We start from the raw sequence: 17,590 nt of genomic DNA, 5'->3' as shown, positions 1-17,590 counted from the left end.
GAGCGGCGGGGACGCCTAGTTCCATGGCCGCGATGCTTTGCTTTTCACCCCTCTCCCGTGAAGCGGGAGCGGGGCTGGGGGAGAGGGCGCTTTTGCTGTTCGGCAATTGCACCGCATGCGCTGATGTTTCGTGTTGCGCCCCCTCGGGCGCGTCACTTTTTCTTGCTTGCCCAAGAAAAAGTAACCCAAAAGAAGGGCACCCCGGCATCCGGCCCTGCCTGCGACAGGGTACGCTCACGCCATCATTGCTCCAGGGGCCCGCCGCGAAGGGCCATCCCTGGCCCATCGCGGCTCTCGCGGCATCCATGCCGCTCAACCCCTTCCGCAACGATTCTGTTCACCCTCCTGATGGGGGATTTGGCGCGCGCCTGAAAGTGGGTGGTTTCTGAACTGGAAAGAACTAAAAAGCGAACGAGGAAGGGACGTTTTTTTGTTATTCGCAGAACAAAAATAAATCCGCCCCTTTACGACCTTCTTTACGTGCGCTCATCTTTTACTGTCGCGGCATCAAGTAGTTTTTGTGGGCTTTCATTCGCTAAATCTACGTTGCTAGCGAGATCATCCAGATTTCCTGGCCGGGTCAGAAACAGAATAGCGCCCAAAACTTTGTCCGATTTATCCGTCGATTTTTGCAGGGTCTCTTCTGCCTTTTCTCGATAGAGAGGACCAAATTTTTTATTGATGACCCAATCTCTATCTTCAGGGCTTAAACCGTATTCCCTTCTGTTCCTTGGCATAACCCTAAAGCCTCGAATTACACATAGTGTTGACGTGAACGGCGCCGCTGGCTGTGCATACGCTCAATGGAATGGTTAGTCATCTCGAGTAGAACTGAGGTGTAGTGCTATTGCGATGACCATGTTCCAGAAAATGTACGACGGGATAACCCACTGTGGCGCGAACAATGCGTCTTTCCAGTCCATTGTTCGGAAGCATATTGCGAAGGGAATGCTGCCTAGAAACCCTGCCAAAGCAAGCAGCCTGAGGTAACGAAAATACTGCCGAGACTGAATGAGGCGTGGAGCGAGAAGCCCGAGTATCGCCCCGCTTATCGACCCCGCTGCGACAAAGGAAAGCCAACCGCCGATCCACCAGCCAAAGCCTCCGACTGCGAATGCAGCAACCCACGCGAACACGCCTATGCCGAGCGCAGCCACTGCGCGACCGGGGCTGATCCAACGACTATGGGGAACGAGAAGCAAGGCACCGAAGATAATCCCCGGCAAAATCCAGGCAGGAATTTCCGACACAACATCCTTATCAAGAAGACCTAGGGGGCCAACTGCCCAAGCAAGAAGTCCAGCCACAAAGGCCAGCCCAAGCTTAATAGGCAATGAAATTTTTACGTTCGTCGCAAGTTCTTTATGCATCAGCATGTTCCTGTGATGCCTAACGTTTGGTTAATGTGGGGGCTTTAGCCTGTCCCGGAGAGTGAAGCGAACGGTTCGACCCAGCTGTTAGGGCTCGTGCCACTCTTCTGCCGGAATTGACTCTTGTTCCGGGTTACCGAAACTGAACGTGTCGCCATTGCCCGCGGTGATAGTACCGGTACCAAAATTTCGAATTTGCCACTGCCATGTGTCGTAACGAGTGCTAAGAGTCCCTCTTATAGAGCATGGCCCATACAGGAAAAAATCGTGCTCTTGGCGCCCAGAAATCAATACCGCTTTGTTAAAAAAGACACGGACCTCATCCGGAGTCATAACAAACGCGGCACACCCTTCGTTCTTTGGTCCTATGCCGCTCTCCATAATGGAGATATTTGTAATAGCGCCAATTGGGCTAGCTAAACTCAGCGCAGGGTATATAAGTCCGATTATGAGTAATAAATGTAAGATTTTTTTATTCATCGGAGGCTAACGTTTGGTTAAGGGCGGGCTTTTGTCCGAAGCGAACCACCTATTAGGTTTGCCCCAATTCGTAAGCCATTGGTTATGAGGATTGCTGCTGTGGAGAACGATCGTACCGAGATTGCAATCTGACGCCAAGCGATGCTGCTTTCAAGTTAAGCGCGCTGATCACGGAAGATGAAATATCGAATTACCGTTGCTCCGAGCAGCACAAATGACCATACGGTTGATGCATTAAAAGCTGCGCCTGCAGGCCGCCAAAGGCTGTCCATTGAGTAAATATTGACAGGCCAAGAGAACAGAATGCTGGCCAACGTCGCAAGTACAGTAATTGACCACGTCCAGCGATTAAATGCACGCATACGATCGGATGAGACACATTTTGGTTTTAGCTTTGCAAAAGCAAGCGCCGTGATGGTCATAAGTAGACAAATATAAATAGCGAAGATAATCATCATGTGGCCTGACGTTTGGTTAAGGGCGGGCTTTATCCCGTCCCAGTGGGCGTAGCGAGCGGTTTGAACTATTTGTTAGGAGCTTGTACTCAACCGCAGCTGCCAAAATAAATTTCAGGCCCGCGGAATATATTTTCAACCCCCTGCGCACAACCAGCAGAGCCGTCATCCCCCATGTAAAAGAACAATGTTGGGCAGATACTGGGGCTGGGGCGAACTGACTGCAATTCTATTTTTGATAAGCGTTCTCTCATTTTTCCTTGTAATACATTGCTTATATGACACTCAGATTTAAGAGATGAGTACATGAAAATGGATATTACTGTGACGAGTGCAACTGGTAGCACATGTATGAGCGCTACGAACAAATATTTCGGCCGCGCCTTGGCTGCGAGCATCCTTGCCTCCTAACGCCTGAATTAAGCCGCGCCGCGAAGCGGCGTCGGCTTGAATGAATTGTTAGAGCTGCACGCGCCGAGCTACCGAATACGTGCCGCCGCGCTATTTTGCGCACTGCTTAAGTTTTTCGATGACCGGTGCGGCGCTGTGCCATTCGATATCCAATAGCATTTTCCCGTTATCGGACAACCTGAATCTTTGCTTGTCACTCATCCCGTTCAGCATCGCAGTTAGCCCGGGGACGGCAAACAGAATCGTGCCAATCTCCCTTGATTCCATGTAATTGAATACCTGGATGGTTTGGGCTGGCTCATCGTCCTGCTGGAGGGTGATTTTCAGCTTGGTCACGTCTTTTGACTTGGGCAGCCCCACGCCATGAAAAATTAGCCACGCATCTGGTTTGGGGTTTTGGAATCCCATGACCGTCACAAGCCCCCCATGCTCGGGCTTGTATTCTTTGTATTCGTAACTGTATTTGGAAAACACCGCCGCGCACAGATTCCCTTCAGGGGTGGATGTGGAACCAAAATCCCAGACACCTTTTGCATGTGCTTGTTTTTTGTCCTCTGTTTCTTTTTCTACCCGTTTCCTGAGTTCTTCCAATCTTTTAAACTCCTCAGGAGGTAGTGCATTTGCGTAGTTGTTTTTATAAAGTGTGTCGGAGCCAATGGCATCAATGGCAGCCCGACGGTCGCGCATCAAGTCCCAGCCCGTATATTCATACGGAGGACTGCAAACATGCCCGTTAAACTGCATGCCGGCTGGGCAAGCAATTGCCGTGAACGGTAGTAATAGCGTAGTGAAAAATAAAATTCCTGAAAAATTCATAATGTGTATCCCTGAGTAGCTCTAACGTTTGGTTAAGGGGCGGGCTTTAGCCCGTCCCAGTGAGCGAAGTGAACGGTTTGAACCACTTGTTAGGCCGTTGTGTCCCAGTAAAAATGTAAATACTCATTGGTGTACTCGGCAAATATAGAAATAATAAATTCTGTTTTTAATGAGTACATCATTAGCGCCCCTATGAATTCCTGCCCGCCAATAACTGGCAGTGGTGGTGGCGAAATTAAGCCTGAGCATTGGGTGAATATTTCAAAATTCATCTCATCTTCTGTGATTTTTTCAAAGGCGCTATCTGTGATATATGAGGAAAACAATTCCTCTTTTCCGTGCCAGCCAGCAAGCCATTCACTGGCTAGCCAAAACTTCATTCCGTCATCGTTTGATGTCTTTGGCGCCCTAGAAATTCTTATAGTCTCTTCACCGTCTGGGACAGTAAATGAATATTGTGGGTATGTTACATAGTAAAGACCAGGATAGCGTTCAAAATTAATGCTATCGCTCAGGAGTTTCTTACCAAGCTTGCTGAATTCTGTATATGTAAACATAGAGCCTAACATTTGGTTAAGGGGCGGGCTTTAGCCCGTCCCAGAGAGCGAAGCGAACGGTTTGAACCAATTGTTATAGCTTGCTCAATTTATTTTAGGCTTTTCTTTTGTTGCAGTTGATATTAGAAGCGGTGTGGCAATACCTAGGTGTACTGCCATAAATTCGTTAACGTTTATTCCAACCTTTTGATATAGAACAACAGTTGCTCCGCCAAGCAGAACCATTACAGACGTAACTAGCCAATAAAAAGGTGAGCCAAGCCATGCTGGTTTTTCATTCTTGTTGGTGTGTCTAAGATTATAAAGCGCCAAAATTTCTGGCAGGGCTCCACCTATGACGCCATAAAAAGCCGCTTCTTGCCAGGTCATTATTCATCACCTAGCTTATCTGAATTCATTGCCCTGAAGGCTGTTAGTAGGTCTTTAAAAACAGAACGTTTTTTCTTGAGTGTATATAGCCCGGACCCCGAACGAGATCTCATTACGGATTGACGCACTCTTGGGTCTGTTTCCAATATTATTTTTATTTCTTGGATTGGCCTATGAATTTGTTTTGCTATTCCTTCGGCTGTTCTGTAGTCCCACTTTTCTTCAGCGAGTGCGTTTATAACAAAACTTCCAGTGTTATGGTCACGAGGCGGTTTGTGGGTTTTCTTTGCTTTGTGTCTGCTCATGATTACCTACTGGCTATAACTATTAATTATGCGACAGGTATGTCGCAATGCTTGTCGCATAAACTTCCTAGTCGTCGGCTAAGCCTATGCCTACATTGAAGTTTCTTCGCAGCAACGCGACAGTACTTCGAGGTAAACGCGACATGAAGGACGGCGTGCCCGGCCTGCTGGCGTAATGCTGCAGGTTTGAGCCAGAAGCTAGTTCATTCGAGCCTAGGCTGTCCATGGCGCGGCCGGTAACGCAGGTCCGGCTAGGTTTCGTTTTGGCTTTTCTCCCGTCAGCCACTGAAGGTTAGCCGCGTGCCAACTCCCCACCGGAAGGTCGAGCGTAGGTGTTGCGTAGGAGGATGAGACGCATGGATGCGGCGAGATACCGAGGGCGGCCCCACATAACGGGCTAAAGATGGCCCATGTACGCGGCTCCCAGTGCAGGCCCGGAGAAAGGGAAGTGCAGCTTAGCGAAATCCGGATGCAGCTGCGCGCTCTCTGATTACGTTCGCTCGTGCGCAGCAAAGCAACGGGGCGAAGCGTAGTAACAGCCGCAGGCTGGCCCGAAGGGTGAGCGTAGCGAATCAAGTGACCTGCCCTAGGGCGCTACCAGAACATCAGCACTTAGGGTGCGTGTCGAGCGACTATGTAATAGCCGAGTATTGATGGGTATCGCGATGTTCAACCCGTCCTACGTTGCTAATTCCGTCGTTACTGTTGCTGGCGCCGCAGCCATTCTGTCGCCACGTCGCCCATTGTTTTGGGCGACCCGTCTTTTATCCAAGCCATAAACGCGCGATTAAATTGGAAGCTCGGTCCGCAAGCGTCAGTTAAAAACCGGCGAACATTTTGCGTATTTCGATAGGTCGTAGTGATCGGTGTTTGGGCCGTTATCGTGTCGCTGTGCCAGTCGAAACTATTCATCTTGGTTTGCTCGAAGTAGTCATGCGGGCTGGGTTATTTACATGAGGTGGTCGGCTTACAAATCAATCGTGATGGTTTGTGTCGCCCAATTTCGTTCCTGAAGGTTTGTCTCAACTCCATAGTTCCCCTACCGGCGTATCTACTGCAAACCGCGTCGCCACCTGCGCCTGCAGCAGCTCCGCGGTTGCCAGCGCATCGGTCAACGCATGGTGCGCCTGGTACATCGGCAGGTTGTAACGCAGGCGACTATCAGCCAAACGAATCGACACCGGTTGCCGGCCCAACAAACGGCCCAGCCAGCCCGGCTGACGCTTGGGGTACAGGCGCGCTTCCAGCTGCATGGTGTCGATAACTGGGAACTGTAAACCCTCACCCAATTGCTGGCGCAGTGCCTGGTCGAGAAAGCTGCGCTCGATGGTGCGGTAATGCACCACCATCACCTTGCCGGCCATGGCGGTCAGCAGCTCGTCGAGTATCTGCCCCAGACGCGGGGCATGGCGGATATCCGAGTGGGTGATGTGGTGGAAGGTCACCGATTCGCCGCTCAGCTCGCAGGCCGGTTTGACCACCCAGTAGTGCGCCGCGCCGCAGCGGATGCGTTGCAGGTTGAAGGGCAGCAGGCCGAGGCTGACGATGGCGTGCTGGTTGGCGTCCAGGCCGGTGGTTTCCACGTCCAGGGCCAGCAGTGGCACTTGCTCCAACGGGGTGTCAGCGGCCACACAGCCGGCCTGGTAGAAGGCTTGCAAGCGTGGGTCGGTGGCGCTGGCGGCGAGTTCGGCAAAGCGTGCGGCCCAGTCTAGCGGCGTGGCGAGCTTCGGCGTCACAGGCTTTTGCCCGGTTGCGCGGGGTAACGGAAACGCAGGAATTTCTGCGCGTTGCTAATCACCTGAAAGGCTTCCTTGAGGTTGTGCCGATCACTGGCTGAGACTTTTTCCGGCTCGATGTAGTTGTTCGGCTGCGCGCCATCGGCGGCGGCCATGGCCTGGTGGCGGGCGCGTACCAGGCTGAGAAATTCCAGGGCGTAGCGCAGCTGGCTGATGGCCTCGGGCTGCAGCAGTTTGGTTTTGCCGATGGCGTCGAGGCGCTCCAGGGAGTTCTGCGCCTTGCTGCCGCAGGCCAGGGCGTGCACGCGAATCAGGTCGGTGAGTGGCGCGGTGCCGCGACCTTTGAGGTTGATGATGTTCTTCTGCTGGCCGTCGGTTTCCATCACAAAGGTGCGGAAGAAGCCCAGCGGCGGCGTGCGGTTGAGAGCGTTGCGCGCCAGGGCGGCGAGGAAGGCCGGGTTGCTGCTAGCCTTCTGCGCGAGCAGATCTTTGAGGTTTTCCACCAGTTCGAACTCGCCATACACGCCGTCGAGATCAAAGAAGATGCAGCTGTGCAGCAGGGTTTGCGGTTTGGGTTTGTCGATCCACTGGTTGAAGTAGCCGCGCCAAACGCTCAGCGGCTGCCGCCACTGGGCGTTGCTGGCCATGATGCCGCCCTTGCAGTAGGTGTAGCCGCAGGCGGCCAGGCCGTCGCTGACGAACTGGGCGAGGGCGGCGAAGTACGCGTCGTGCTGTGCTGGGTCGAAGCGGTCATCAAGCACCAGGGCGTTGTCCTGATCGGTGACCAGCAGCTGTTCGTCGCGGGCCATGGAGCCGGCGACCATAAAGCAGTAGGGCACGGGCGGCGGTCCGAGTTTCTGTTCGGCCAGCTCCAGCAGGCGCTGGGTAAAGGCGCGGCCGATACCGGCCATGGCGCTGCCGACCATATGCGCGGTGGCCTGTTCGTTGACCATGCGCACAAAGGTGCCGCGCAGGGCCGCCAGCAGGCTTTGCAGGCCTGCGACATTGGGTTGGTTGAAGATCGAGTTGACCAGGTACAGGCTGCTCTGCGACTCGTAGCGGATGATATCGCTGAGGTTGATCAGGCCAATCGGCCGGCGCCGCTGTACCACCGGCAGGTGGTGGATATTGTGGCGCAGCATGCACAGCATGGCGTCGAACACGCTGTCATCGGCCTGTACGGTAAACGGCTCGGGTGTCATCACCTGGCTTACCGGCGTATTGCCTTCCAGCCCAGCGGCGAGTACACGCGTACGCAGGTCGCGGTCAGTGAGGATGCCAACCATCGCGGCGCTGGCGGCCTCGCCGTCGACAATCACCAGTGAGGATACGCTTTGCTCGGTCATCAGCTGGGCGGCCTGTTGCACAGGCGTTTCCAGGCTGACGCAGACCGGCGTGCGCGAGATCAGCTTGCGCACCTTGAGCTGGATCAGTTCGCTGGCCTGGCCCTGGCTTTCCACCGCGGATTTCAGCCGCGACTGGCCTTCGGCCTCGACGAATTCGGCAAAGCCGTCGTGCTCTTCGCACAGCTGGGCGAACAACGTGGCGGGGATAAAGTAGATCAGGCTGTCTTCAAAGGCCCGCGCCGGAAAGCGCACTTTGTTGCTGCGCAGCAGACCAGCCTGGCCGAAGATATCGCCCTCGCTCAGGCGGTTGTACAGTTCGCCGTTGCGTCGGTAGATTTCCACCGCACCACTGCGCACATAGTGCAGCTCGTGGATGGCGGCGCCATACAGGAGGATATCGCTGCCGGCCTTGAAGTAGGTCACTTCGACTTGGCGGGCAATGGCGTCGAGGCTGTCTTCAGGTAGCGCATCGAAGGGCGGGAAGCGCTGCAGGTGATCGCGGATTTCCAGTAACTCGATCTGCATGGGGTGCCTCGCAGTGGCTGGCACTAGAGGATACGGCGATTACCGGGTGCTGTCCGCCCTGCTGGCGTTACTGGGTGTGGCGGTCAGGGCTTAGCGCCAGCGAGGATGATCAGATAGTCGGATCTCCACGGCTATGCTGAGTGCGTAATGCTCGGTCCTTGGAGGAGCGGCTGGGCGGAGCTCCAACTTGCCCGCGATTGAGATCAATAGAAGAACATCGCGGGCATGGCCCGCTCCTACGCGAGTGCGAAACCCGCTAGCGCTGTTCGCAGCCTGTAATTAAGACCGAGCTGTTTTAACGACCTGCTTTTAAGGAGTGGCTATGCAAGGTGCGGGATTCTGGGTGGTGCTGGCGCTGCTGTTGGCGCTCGCGGGTTTGGCGATTTATTACTACAACCGCTTGGTGTTTAACTGCGCGCGGGTGGCCGAGGCCTGGAGCGGCATTGACGTGCAGCTCAAGCGCCGCGCCAGTCTGATTCCGGCGCTGGTCGAGTGCGCGCGCCAGTACATGAGCTACGAGCAGGGCACCCTGCAGGCACTGGTACAGGAGCGTATGCGCGCGGTGCAGTTGGCCGATTCGCCGCTGGGTGAGCGGGCCCCGGTGGAGGCGCACCTGAGCACCCAGCTACGCCAGCTGTTTGCCCTAGTCGAGGATTACCCCGCGCTCAAAGCTGACGGCCAGTTCCTCGACCTGCAGCGCAATATCACCGACGTCGAGAACCATATCCAGATGGCTCGGCGTTACTACAACGGCGCCGTGCGTGAGCTGAATGTGCTGGTCGAGTCGGTGCCGAGCAACCTGGTGGCACGGCCCTTTGCCTTTACCCAGGCAGAGTACTTCAGCCTGGATGACCCGCGTGACGCTCAGTCGCCAAAAATGGAGTTTTGACATGCTGCGAGTGCTGCGTTTTGCCCTGTTGAGCCTTTGCCTGCTGCCGCTGTGGGCTGCCGCAGCCGAGGTGATTGAAGACTTTGCCGTGACCTTGCAGGTGCAGCCGGACGGCAACCTGCTGGTGACCGAGCGGATTACCGTGCAGGCCGAGGGTGAGCAGATCAAGCGCGGTATCTACCGTGATCTGCCGGTCAGTTACAGCTTGCCCCTGGGCTTGTTGCAAAGCAGCCCGATAACCCTGCTTGGAGTGAGCCGCGATGGCCAGGCGGAGCGGGCGCGTGTCGAACAGAACGGCAGCTGGGTGCGCTATTACCTCGGTTCGGCGGACCACCTGCTGCAACCGGGGCGCTATCAATACGAGCTGCGTTATCGGGTTGAGCGCCAGCTGTTGCATCACGCCACTACCGACGAGCTGTATTGGAACGTCACCGGTAATCAGTGGGTCTTCCCGATTCTTCAGGCCTCGGTCGAGGTGCATTTGCCGCCGGGTGCGCGGATTGGTGATTTTGCCGCCTATACCGGGGCGGGCGGTGAGCAGGGCAAGGCATACGAGGTGCTTGAGCAGCGCGACGACTACCTGCGTCTGGCCACCACGCAAGCTTTGCCGGCCTACCATGGCCTGACGGTGGCCGTGGATTGGCCAGCGGGCATGGTGGCGCGGCCGGGTGTAGCACAGCGCCTGGGCTCTCTGTTGCTGGATAACCTCGGCCTGTGCCTGGGCGTACTGCTGCTGATCGGCCTGGTGATTTTTTATCTGCGCGCCTGGGACCGGGTTGGCCGCGACCCTGAAAAAGGTCTGATCATTCCGCTGTTTGAAGCCCCGCAGGGCATGAGCGCGGTGCAGGCCGGCTACCTCTGGCATCGCGGTTTGAAGGGCGCTTATCAGAATGCGCGGGCGTTCAGTGTGTGGCTCACCGATATGGCGATCCGCAAGCACCTGCATATCGAAGACAAGCCGCGCGGCGGCGGCTTTACCCTGGCCCGTGGCACGGGTGAGCGGGATGACTTCAGCGAGGGTGATCGCGACCTGCGCAAGCGCCTGTTCCCGGCCAACAAGGAAGGCATCGCTCTGGAGATTGGCAGTGATTACGAGCCGCGCCTGGCCGATGCCGTAGCCGGGCTGACCACTCAGCTGCAAATCCAAGGCAAGGCCTGGTTCAGCAACAACCGTGGCATCTGGGCCTGGGGTCTGGTTTGGGCGTTGGTCGCGTGCCTGCTGATGGTGTTTGCCGGGGCGCAGGGTGAGGACGATATAGCCACCGGCTTGGCCGGGGTGATGTTTACCCTGGGCTTTGGCGTGCCCTCACTGTTTGTCTTGTATATGGCCTGGCATCAGCCCAGTTTTGGCAAGCAGATCGGCCTGGGCCTGGCGGGTTTGATGTTTGTCTGGCCGGTGCCGATTGGCCTGTGGATGCTCAGCGACGCGGCGTCGGTGCCGGCCTTGCTGCTGCTCTGTGTGTATGTGCTGGTGGTGGTGCTGTTCTATTACCTGCTGCCAGCGCCATCTGTCGAAGGGCGCCGTTTGCTTGATCAGCTGGAAGGCTATCGCGACTACCTGCAACTGGCGGAAAGCGACGCGCTGGCCCTGGCCGGCAATGCCCCGGCGATGAGTATCGCGCTGTACGAAAAACACCTGCCTTACGCTATGGCCCTGGGCGTGGAGGACAAGTGGAGCGCACGCTTTAGCGAGGCGCTGGCCAATGGTCTGATCGACCCGACGCAGCGTGACTATCAACCCGACTGGTATCACAGCCGCAGCAGTTTCAGCACCCCGCTGGCCATGAGCGCCGCCCTGGCTGCCGGTCTGAGCAGCGCCACGGCGCTGGCCTCCTCGCCGCCATCGAGCAGTTCATCGGGCGGCGGCGGTGGTTCTTCCGGGGGCGGTTCGTCCGGCGGTGGCGGTGGCGGCGGGGGAGGCGGCGGCTGGTAGAGCGCGGTTCAGCTAGGTGGCGGACGCTTTTGTAGGAGCGGGGGGACGCCCAGTTATTGCCCGCGATCACGGTCAATGCAACAACATCGCGGCCAAGGCCGCTCCGGCCATTGGTTTGTAGGAGCGGGCCATGCCCGCGATTCGCACGCATGGATTAGGCATCCCCGCGGTTCCTACAGGTTTGTGACAGTTGAACCCTGTCGCGACACTAAGGCTTACGCGTTTCCTGCAGCTTGGCCAGCAAGGCTTCGCTTTTCGCCAGCTGCTCGGCTTCGCTGAGCTGCGGGTTTTCCAGCACGCTGTCGAGCTGTTCGATCAGCTCGCTCTGTCGGTTGATCCGCTCATCGAGCTTCTCCAGTTTGATTTGGTTGCGCCAGCTCCACAGCGCCAGGGCGCAGGCGGCCAGCACCACGGCGACCAGCAGGATAATCGTCAGGGTGTTCATCGCGGCTCCAGGGTTTTGCGCATCAGCATGCGCGGCAAAATAACAGCGCCGCGCGTCACCGTCTGTGCCTGCTGCACAGAAAATCCCTGGCTAGCAAAAAATGCCTGGGCCACCAGACTGGCCTCGGTAGAAACCTCGCGGGCACCCACCGCCCGCAGACGCTCCTCGGCAGCGGCATACAAGGCGCTGGCGACGCCCTGGCGGGCATGGCTCGGCGCGCAGTACAGCAGGTCAATATGTCCATCCAGACTAAAACCAATAAAACCGGCGATAACCTGGCTATCTTCGGCAATTAGTAGCTCAATTGATGCCAAACGTGTTTGCCATGCCGTTAGGTCTGCGACCTTCGGTGCCCAGGCCTGACGCTGTGTCGCGTTGTAGTGCTGACTGGTCAGCTGGCTGACTGAGGCCTGAAACAGGGCGACTACATGAGGCAGATCCTGGGGTTGGTAGGCCCGCAGGTTGAGCGCAGTGGGCAGCGGAGTTGTCATCGGGATTACCTGTACTGGGCCGCCCAGCAGGTTAGCGCCGGGGGCTGGTCAGGTAAATCGTCTCAGCGCCAGTTTCAGGTGCTAGCGGCCACCGCATCGTGGGCGTGCAGGCTTTCGGCATGTACCACGCGCAGCTGGAAGGCGCTTAGCTCGGGCTGTAGCAGCAGAGCGCTGTGCAGACGGCGGGCGGCGTCTTCGCAGAACATCAGGTTCTGTCCGTTGGCCAGGGCAAAGGCCTGTTCATCGGCGCGCTTTACGGCGGTTTGCACGGCGGTGCCGAGGGCCTGTTCGGCGGCAATCAATCAGCTCAACCAGCGGCAATTCAGCGGCCTGCGCCTGCAGGCGGACTTGCAGGGGGGCGTAGCTGCGCTGGCTGTGCGGCGTGGCGGCAATGCCGTGGGGCGAACCGAGCCAGGCCAGCAGTTGCGCGTGATCCAGCGGCTGGTTGGCGAAGTCCTCGATAAAGCGTTGCTGGATCACCTGGCGCGCCAGTGCGGCGGAGCAGGGGCAGGTCGAGGAGTAGGCAACTTCTACCTGCAGTTCCACGTGAAACCCCCATGAATCCTGGCGTGCAAGCACTTCGAAGGGATAGGCCTTCCATCCGGCGAGGGGGCTGACCAGCGCCGGACGGCTGAGCAAGGCCTCGCCGCGCAAGGCGATGGACGCCTGCTGCGACAGGTCCTGATGACTATCGAGAAACTCACCCAGCAACTGCCGCAGCGTCGCCGGGCGCAGTGCATGGTGCTCCAGCGCATTCAACGCCAGGTACAGGCGCGACATATGAATGCCGCGGGCATTGCCATCATCCAGGCTGACCCCGACGTCGGCGCGGGCATTGATGCGTTGCCCGGCCAGGTTGATCGGCAGCGCTATTTCCTGCATGCCGACCCAGTCCAGAGCCTGTGCATGGGCAGGCGTTTGCGCGGCTATGTCCGGCAAGGTCAGTGCGTTCATCAGAAATCTGCCGCTTGGCTGTGGGTTTAAATGTTATGTTATAACAAGTAAATTACAAAGCCAGCGAATCCTGACGATGATCGAAACACCGCTCACCCACGCCGAGCTGCTCGCCCAGCCGGCGGATGACTACATGAACGCCGCGCAGCAGCAGTTCTTCCGCACGCTGCTGCTCAACCAGCGCGGCGAACTGCAAACGCGGATTGCCGAAGAGTTTGAAGGCCTGCGCGAGCGGGAAACCAGCAGCGACCCCGCTGACATTGGTAGCGCCGAAGAGCAGCGCCAGTGGCAGCTGCGCCTGCTGGAGCGGGAAAAGAAGCTGCTCGACAAGATCGACGAATCCCTCGACCGCCTGGCCCGTGGTGAGTACGGCTGGTGCGCTGAGACCGGTGAGCCAATCGGCCTCAAGCGTCTGCTGCTGCGGCCCACCGCGAGCCTTTGTATCGAAGCCAAAGAGCGCCAGGAACAACGCGAAAAGCACCTGCGCCACGCAGAATTTTGATGGAGCCTGAAACCATGACCAAACGCCTTCCCGTAACCGTGCTGTCCGGCTTTCTCGGTGCCGGTAAAAGCACCCTGCTCAACGCCATCCTGAAAAACCGTCAGGGACTGAAGGTGGCGGTAATCGTCAACGATATGAGCGAGATCAATATCGATGGCAGCGAAGTTCAGCGTGATGTCAGCCTGAACCGCGCCGAAGAAAAACTCGTGGAGATGAGCAACGGCTGCATCTGCTGCACCCTGCGCGAAGATCTGCTGGAAGAAGTTGGTCGCCTGGCCCGCGATGGCCACTTCGATTACCTGCTGATCGAATCCACCGGGATTTCCGAACCGCTGCCGGTGGCCGAGACCTTTACCTTCCGCGGTGAAGACGGCCAGAGCCTGGCCGATGTGGCGCGCCTGGACTGCATGGTGACGGTGGTCGATGGGGTGAATTTCCTACGCGATTTCCACGAGGCCGAAAGCCTGGCCAGCCGTGGCGAAACCCTGGGCGAGGAGGACGAGCGCTCAATCACCGACCTGCTGATTGAGCAGGTGGAATTCGCCGATGTACTGCTGATCAGCAAGATCGACCTGATCAGCAGCCACGAGCGTGAAGAGCTGATGGCCATCCTCAAGGGCCTTAACACCCACGCCGAAATTGTGCCGATGGCCATGGGCGCGGTGCCGCTGGAGAAGATCCTTAACACCGGCCGTTTCGATTTCGAGCGCGCCGCCCAGGCACCCGGCTGGCTTAAGGAGCTACGCGGCGAACACATCCCGGAAACCGAGGAATACGGCATTGCGTCCACGGCTTACCGCGCGCGCAAGCCGCTGCATCCCGAGCGTTTCTTCAACTTTATCAACCGTGAATGGACCAACGGCCGCCTGCTGCGCAGCAAGGGCTTCTTCTGGCTGGCCAGCAAGTACCAGGAGGCCGGCAGCTGGTCCCAGGCCGGTGGCCTGATGCGTTATGGCTTTGCCGGGCGCTGGTGGCGCTTTGTGCCCAAGGCGCAATGGCCGACGGACGAAGAGGGGCTGCAGGCCATTATGAAAAACTGGGAGGCACAGACCGGCGACTGCCGCCAGGAGCTGGTGTTTATCGGCCAGAACATCGACTTCGCCCAACTGACTGCAGAGCTGGACGCCTGCCTGCTGACCGATGCGGAAATGGCCCTTGGTGTAGATGCCTGGCTGACGCTGCCCGACCCGTTCGGCCCCTGGCATGAGGAGGCTGCCTGATGCTTGCACCTGTTCTGAGGCAGCCATTGCAGCAGGTCAGCAGCGAGCAGATCGACGTGCTTGGCGAGGTGCTGCGTGATGAGGTCAACCTGGCCGTCTGGCAGCGCCAGTTGCCGGCGCAGATCAGCGATTTCGCCAGCGCATTGCTGGCTCAGGGCGAGCCGCTGGGGCAATCCATCGTGCTCGAGCTGGCCAACCCGGCGAGCACGCCGAACCTCAGTGGCCTGGTCGATGGTTACAGCGATCTGCCGGGCCAGGCGGCCTTTCTGCAGGACCTGAGCTGGCTGGTCGGCGCGTTTGCCTGCCTGTTCGACGCCAAACGCATCGGCCTGCGCCTGCGTATTCTCGACAAGGCCATGTGCCCGCGTTTTCACGTCGACCATGTGCCGGTGCGGCTGATTACCAGCTATGCGGGGATTGGCAGCGAGTGGCTGGAGGAAGGCGTGATGGCGCGTCGTCGTCTTGGTGATCCGGCTGCCGAGCCCAGCGATGCTGCGCTGATCGAACGTGCAGAGACTGGCCATGTGCTGCTGGCCAAAGGCGAGAAATGGATCGGCAACGAGGGCGGCGGGCTGATTCACCGCTCGCCGCAACCACCGGCCGGTGAGCGGCGCCTGCTTTTGACCCTGGATTGGCTGTCCTGATTTTTAGGCAAAAAAAATAGGCTGCGGAGAAAGCAGCCTTAAGCACCAGAAAAGCACACCGGCGCGTGACCCGGCATGCAGGGGTGAGGTACCCAAGGCCACTAGAACATAGACAGGGTTACGCTTTGATGACGGCTAGAAGGCTGTTAAAAAACTACCTACGTTGCCATTGCGGCGTTAAAAACAGGCCGGGACACGGCGTCTCAAAATGCTCATTTACAGCTCGTAAACTCCGCTTTTTTGCCTGTTTTTGCCTTGCACTGGCTGCCTCGCTAACGTTTTTCAACGGCCTGCTAGCGTGCCATCCATACACCCTTGCTCTGCTGCTCGCAGAAGGGCTTGAGGTAGGTGGCGTCGCTGGCCACGCCGTAATAATGCACATCCTGTTTATAGGGCGTACCGCCGACCGTTGAGTTGCGGCATACGCCGAAGGAGCCCATTGGGCACTGCTCGACAAATTCCACTGCGACCTTCTGCCCTTTCAGCTGCGGCTGGCAGAAGCCGGTGCGGAACAGGTTCGGAGGGATGCTGCGGTTTTGCTGGCACACCTTCACATCCAAGCGCTCGGCCTTGCTATGCACCACACAGGCTTCACCCCAGGCCAGGCCGGACAATGTGAACAGGCTTAGCAGCAGAAAAACGCGCATCAATTGACCCTCTGAAAATATGCCGGCGACTCTAGCACGCTGTTTTTATTCAGTCTGCGTAGGGCCGCATCCCGCCGTTAGAATGACCGCAGTAGAACCTTATTTTTGATGGACAGTGGTAGGCGCCGATCGTGCTGAAGAATATCCCCACCCATGTAATTGCCGGGCCGCTCGGCGCCGGCAAGACCAGCCTGATCCGTAATCTGCTGGCGCAGCGTCCGGTGCATGAACGCTGGGCGGTGCTGATTAATGAGTTCGGTTTGATTGGTCTGGACGCCGCGCTGCTAACAAGCGATGACGATGGTGTTGCCTTGGGCGAAGTGGCGGGCGGTTGTTTGTGCTGCGTTAACGGCGTGCCGTTCCAGGTCGGCCTGAGCCGCTTATTGCGCCAGGCCAAACCGCAGCGGCTGCTGATCGAGCCATCCGGCCTTGGCCATCCTCTGCAACTGCTGGAACAGCTGCGCGAAGCGCCTTGGGCTGGCGTGCTGGCGGTGCAGGAGCCTTTGCTGGTGCTGGACGCTCAAGCCTTGGCCGCAGGTGTTGCGCTGCCGGAGAGTCAACAGGCGACGCTTAACCGTGCCGGGCTGGTGCTGCTGAACAAGGCCGAAGGGCTGGATGATGCGAGCAAGGCGCGCATTCAGGCGCAGCTGGCGGATCGACCGATTTACTGGACCCGTCAGGGCGCGTTGCCGCTGGCACAGCTGCCTGGGTTTAGCGCCCAGGCCGATAGCGACGCTACGCCAGATAACCTGCCCACGGCCGCTGCGCCCTTGCCCCAACTGTGGCGCAGCCCGAGCGAGCCGATCTGTCAGATTCAGCAACAGGCCGAAGGCTGGAGCATCGGCTGGCGCTGGCACCCGAGCCAGCAGTTCGAGCTGATGCGCGTACAACAGTGGCTCAACACCTTGCCCTGGCGCCGCGCCAAGCTGGTGCTGCACACCAACGCCGGCTGGCTGTCGGCCAACGCTCTAGATGGCCAGGCGCTGCATTGGCAGAACAGCGAATGGCGCAAGGACTCGCGGCTGGAGCTGATTTTCAGCGAGGCGCAGGATGTGCCGGTGTTGCAGATCGGGTTTGCCGCCTGTGTACTAGCGCCAGAGTATTTCGGCCAGGCTGCCGAACAGCAGAATCATCACAGCCACGGCGCTGATACGCAGAGCCAGGGATGAGGTGACCCACTGCAACGCCTGCTGTTTGGGTGCTTCGCGCAGTGCATGCCACTCTTGGCGGAACGCTGGGTCGATACGCAGGGCAAATATTCTGTCGCGGTACAGCAGGTGCCGAGCGTGGCTCATGTGACTGTAAAGCGGCAGGCGAATAGCAAAGTGCAGTTCGCCGTCTGCGGCGCGTCCCATGGCAAGCACATGGCAGTTGATGCCGGCACTGCTGAGTTGTTCTTGCAGGTGCTCGATAAAGCCTGCATGGCTGGATTCCAGTAAAACAAACACCCTGACGTCCTCCCTGATAGGTCTACGGCCAGCATGCCGGAGTCAGA

At 58.0% G+C, this 17,590-nt stretch carries 21 protein-coding genes and 1 pseudogene; 6 read left to right on the top strand and 16 right to left on the bottom strand.

All coding sequences use genetic code 11. The features are described from left to right. Nucleotides 1–476: 476 nt before the first annotated feature. The 11 genes from AACY25_RS19380 to AACY25_RS19330 form a co-directional block, all read right to left on the bottom strand. Nucleotides 477–737, bottom strand: a complete 261-nt coding sequence (locus AACY25_RS19380) for a hypothetical protein (RefSeq protein WP_339526838.1) — start codon at nt 735–737, stop codon at nt 477–479. 75 nt (nt 738–812) lie between these two features. Beyond that, the gene (locus AACY25_RS19375) at nt 813–1,370 is read right to left on the bottom strand and encodes a hypothetical protein (RefSeq protein ID WP_339526837.1); all 558 of its coding nucleotides are present in this window, start codon (nt 1,368–1,370) and stop codon (nt 813–815) included. An 87-nt stretch (nt 1,371–1,457) separates the two neighbouring features. Beyond that, nucleotides 1,458–1,850: a hypothetical protein gene (locus AACY25_RS19370; RefSeq protein WP_339526836.1), complete on the bottom strand. Its 393-nt coding sequence runs from the start codon at nt 1,848–1,850 to the stop codon at nt 1,458–1,460. 155 nt (nt 1,851–2,005) lie between these two features. After that, on the bottom strand, nt 2,006–2,308 hold the full coding sequence (locus tag AACY25_RS19365) for a hypothetical protein (protein ID WP_339526834.1): 303 nt from the start codon (nt 2,306–2,308) through the stop codon (nt 2,006–2,008). Between the two features lie 498 nt (nt 2,309–2,806). Continuing rightward, nucleotides 2,807–3,532 carry a hypothetical protein gene (locus AACY25_RS19360; protein WP_339526832.1) on the bottom strand — a complete coding sequence of 242 codons (726 nt, stop codon included), beginning with the start codon at nt 3,530–3,532 and terminating at the stop codon, nt 2,807–2,809. 89 nt (nt 3,533–3,621) lie between these two features. Next, nucleotides 3,622–4,089, bottom strand: coding sequence for a hypothetical protein (locus AACY25_RS19355; RefSeq protein WP_339526830.1), 468 nt, complete (start codon nt 4,087–4,089; stop codon nt 3,622–3,624). An 84-nt stretch (nt 4,090–4,173) separates the two neighbouring features. After that, nucleotides 4,174–4,458 carry a hypothetical protein gene (locus tag AACY25_RS19350; protein ID WP_339526829.1) on the bottom strand — a complete coding sequence of 95 codons (285 nt, stop codon included), beginning with the start codon at nt 4,456–4,458 and terminating at the stop codon, nt 4,174–4,176. Beyond that, a complete protein-coding gene (locus AACY25_RS19345; protein WP_339526828.1) occupies nt 4,458–4,763 on the bottom strand; it encodes a hypothetical protein in 306 nt (101 codons plus the stop codon). The genes AACY25_RS19350 and AACY25_RS19345 overlap by 1 nt, the downstream gene beginning before the upstream one ends. Before the next feature lie 699 nt (nt 4,764–5,462). Beyond that, nucleotides 5,463–5,675: a DUF6434 domain-containing protein gene (locus AACY25_RS19340; RefSeq protein WP_339526827.1), complete on the bottom strand. Its 213-nt coding sequence runs from the start codon at nt 5,673–5,675 to the stop codon at nt 5,463–5,465. A 110-nt stretch (nt 5,676–5,785) separates the two neighbouring features. After that, on the bottom strand, nt 5,786–6,499 hold the full coding sequence (locus tag AACY25_RS19335) for a 3'-5' exonuclease (RefSeq protein ID WP_339526826.1): 714 nt from the start codon (nt 6,497–6,499) through the stop codon (nt 5,786–5,788). Further along, on the bottom strand, nt 6,496–8,370 hold the full coding sequence (locus AACY25_RS19330; RefSeq protein ID WP_339526824.1) for a DUF294 nucleotidyltransferase-like domain-containing protein: 1,875 nt from the start codon (nt 8,368–8,370) through the stop codon (nt 6,496–6,498). The genes AACY25_RS19335 and AACY25_RS19330 overlap by 4 nt, the downstream gene beginning before the upstream one ends. A gap of 322 nt (nt 8,371–8,692) precedes the next feature. Here AACY25_RS19330 and AACY25_RS19325 point away from each other — a divergent pair, with 322 nt between their 5' ends. Together AACY25_RS19325 and AACY25_RS19320 are read left to right on the top strand one after the other, a co-directional pair. Further along, nucleotides 8,693–9,259 (top strand): LemA family protein, encoded by a 567-nt coding sequence (locus tag AACY25_RS19325; protein ID WP_339526822.1) that lies wholly within the window; start codon nt 8,693–8,695, stop codon nt 9,257–9,259. A gap of 1 nt (nt 9,260) precedes the next feature. After that, nucleotides 9,261–11,192 (top strand): DUF2207 domain-containing protein, encoded by a 1,932-nt coding sequence (locus tag AACY25_RS19320; RefSeq protein ID WP_339526821.1) that lies wholly within the window; start codon nt 9,261–9,263, stop codon nt 11,190–11,192. Nucleotides 11,193–11,400: 208 nt separating this feature from the next. Here the strand turns inward: AACY25_RS19320 and AACY25_RS19315 are convergent, their stop codons facing one another. The 3 genes and pseudogenes from AACY25_RS19315 to folE2 all read right to left on the bottom strand — a co-directional run bounded on the left by AACY25_RS19315 (nt 11,401) and on the right by folE2 (nt 13,082). After that, nucleotides 11,401–11,637 (bottom strand): hypothetical protein, encoded by a 237-nt coding sequence (locus AACY25_RS19315; protein ID WP_339526819.1) that lies wholly within the window; start codon nt 11,635–11,637, stop codon nt 11,401–11,403. Then, a complete protein-coding gene (locus AACY25_RS19310) occupies nt 11,634–12,128 on the bottom strand; it encodes a GNAT family N-acetyltransferase (protein ID WP_339526817.1) in 495 nt (164 codons plus the stop codon). Before AACY25_RS19310 ends, AACY25_RS19315 begins: the two co-directional genes overlap by 4 nt. A gap of 74 nt (nt 12,129–12,202) precedes the next feature. Next, nucleotides 12,203–13,082, bottom strand: a pseudogene (gene folE2, locus AACY25_RS19305) (GTP cyclohydrolase FolE2). A gap of 76 nt (nt 13,083–13,158) precedes the next feature. Between folE2 and dksA the strand changes: the two are divergent. The 3 genes from dksA to AACY25_RS19290 are packed head-to-tail and all read left to right on the top strand — an operon-like array spanning nt 13,159 to nt 15,448. Further along, entirely contained in the window at nt 13,159–13,584 is a 426-nt protein-coding gene (dksA, locus tag AACY25_RS19300) for an RNA polymerase-binding protein DksA (protein WP_339526816.1), read from the top strand. A gap of 14 nt (nt 13,585–13,598) precedes the next feature. Further along, a complete protein-coding gene (zigA, locus tag AACY25_RS19295; RefSeq protein ID WP_339526814.1) occupies nt 13,599–14,804 on the top strand; it encodes a zinc metallochaperone GTPase ZigA in 1,206 nt (401 codons plus the stop codon). After that, nucleotides 14,804–15,448 carry a DUF1826 domain-containing protein gene (locus AACY25_RS19290; protein WP_339526813.1) on the top strand — a complete coding sequence of 215 codons (645 nt, stop codon included), beginning with the start codon at nt 14,804–14,806 and terminating at the stop codon, nt 15,446–15,448. Before zigA ends, AACY25_RS19290 begins: the two co-directional genes overlap by 1 nt. Before the next feature lie 293 nt (nt 15,449–15,741). On the opposite strand, the gene AACY25_RS19285 is transcribed toward AACY25_RS19290, so the two are convergent. Beyond that, nucleotides 15,742–16,095: an NADH:ubiquinone oxidoreductase gene (locus AACY25_RS19285; protein WP_339526812.1), complete on the bottom strand. Its 354-nt coding sequence runs from the start codon at nt 16,093–16,095 to the stop codon at nt 15,742–15,744. 131 nt (nt 16,096–16,226) lie between these two features. Between AACY25_RS19285 and AACY25_RS19280 the strand changes: the two genes are divergently transcribed. Next, nucleotides 16,227–17,264 (top strand): CobW family GTP-binding protein, encoded by a 1,038-nt coding sequence (locus AACY25_RS19280; RefSeq protein ID WP_339526810.1) that lies wholly within the window; start codon nt 16,227–16,229, stop codon nt 17,262–17,264. Here the strand turns inward: AACY25_RS19280 and AACY25_RS19275 are convergent. Then, on the bottom strand, nt 17,184–17,543 hold the full coding sequence (locus AACY25_RS19275; protein ID WP_339526808.1) for a hypothetical protein: 360 nt from the start codon (nt 17,541–17,543) through the stop codon (nt 17,184–17,186). The two genes, AACY25_RS19280 and AACY25_RS19275, sit on opposite strands and share 81 nt — an antisense overlap. Nucleotides 17,544–17,590 lie beyond the last annotated feature (47 nt).

This window comes from Pseudomonas sp. EA_35y_Pfl2_R111 (assembly GCF_963970955.1).
Classification (GTDB): domain Bacteria; phylum Pseudomonadota; class Gammaproteobacteria; order Pseudomonadales; family Pseudomonadaceae; genus Aquipseudomonas.
Note: the sequence above shows the minus strand (reverse complement) of the source record. Positions and strands in the feature narration are given on the sequence as shown.

What these genes read in the sequence shown, in the direction of transcription:
- AACY25_RS19340 (WP_339526827.1), bottom strand. Translation starts at nt 5,675, where the DNA reads ATGAATAGTTTCGACTGGCACAGCGACACGATAACGGCCCAAACACCG.
- AACY25_RS19370 (WP_339526836.1), bottom strand. Translation starts at nt 1,850, where the DNA reads ATGAATAAAAAAATCTTACATTTATTACTCATAATCGGACTTATATAC.
- AACY25_RS19290 (WP_339526813.1), top strand. Translation starts at nt 14,804, where the DNA reads ATGCTTGCACCTGTTCTGAGGCAGCCATTGCAGCAGGTCAGCAGCGAG.
- AACY25_RS19365 (WP_339526834.1), bottom strand. Translation starts at nt 2,308, where the DNA reads ATGATGATTATCTTCGCTATTTATATTTGTCTACTTATGACCATCACG.
- AACY25_RS19345 (WP_339526828.1), bottom strand. Translation starts at nt 4,763, where the DNA reads ATGAGCAGACACAAAGCAAAGAAAACCCACAAACCGCCTCGTGACCAT.
- dksA (WP_339526816.1), top strand. Translation starts at nt 13,159, where the DNA reads ATGATCGAAACACCGCTCACCCACGCCGAGCTGCTCGCCCAGCCGGCG.
- AACY25_RS19380 (WP_339526838.1), bottom strand. Translation starts at nt 737, where the DNA reads ATGCCAAGGAACAGAAGGGAATACGGTTTAAGCCCTGAAGATAGAGAT.
- AACY25_RS19285 (WP_339526812.1), bottom strand. Translation starts at nt 16,095, where the DNA reads ATGCGCGTTTTTCTGCTGCTAAGCCTGTTCACATTGTCCGGCCTGGCC.
- AACY25_RS19360 (WP_339526832.1), bottom strand. Translation starts at nt 3,532, where the DNA reads ATGAATTTTTCAGGAATTTTATTTTTCACTACGCTATTACTACCGTTC.
- AACY25_RS19320 (WP_339526821.1), top strand. Translation starts at nt 9,261, where the DNA reads ATGCTGCGAGTGCTGCGTTTTGCCCTGTTGAGCCTTTGCCTGCTGCCG.
- AACY25_RS19350 (WP_339526829.1), bottom strand. Translation starts at nt 4,458, where the DNA reads ATGACCTGGCAAGAAGCGGCTTTTTATGGCGTCATAGGTGGAGCCCTG.
- AACY25_RS19330 (WP_339526824.1), bottom strand. Translation starts at nt 8,370, where the DNA reads ATGCAGATCGAGTTACTGGAAATCCGCGATCACCTGCAGCGCTTCCCG.
- AACY25_RS19375 (WP_339526837.1), bottom strand. Translation starts at nt 1,370, where the DNA reads ATGCATAAAGAACTTGCGACGAACGTAAAAATTTCATTGCCTATTAAG.
- AACY25_RS19355 (WP_339526830.1), bottom strand. Translation starts at nt 4,089, where the DNA reads ATGTTTACATATACAGAATTCAGCAAGCTTGGTAAGAAACTCCTGAGC.
- AACY25_RS19310 (WP_339526817.1), bottom strand. Translation starts at nt 12,128, where the DNA reads ATGACAACTCCGCTGCCCACTGCGCTCAACCTGCGGGCCTACCAACCC.
- AACY25_RS19325 (WP_339526822.1), top strand. Translation starts at nt 8,693, where the DNA reads ATGCAAGGTGCGGGATTCTGGGTGGTGCTGGCGCTGCTGTTGGCGCTC.
- zigA (WP_339526814.1), top strand. Translation starts at nt 13,599, where the DNA reads ATGACCAAACGCCTTCCCGTAACCGTGCTGTCCGGCTTTCTCGGTGCC.
- AACY25_RS19315 (WP_339526819.1), bottom strand. Translation starts at nt 11,637, where the DNA reads ATGAACACCCTGACGATTATCCTGCTGGTCGCCGTGGTGCTGGCCGCC.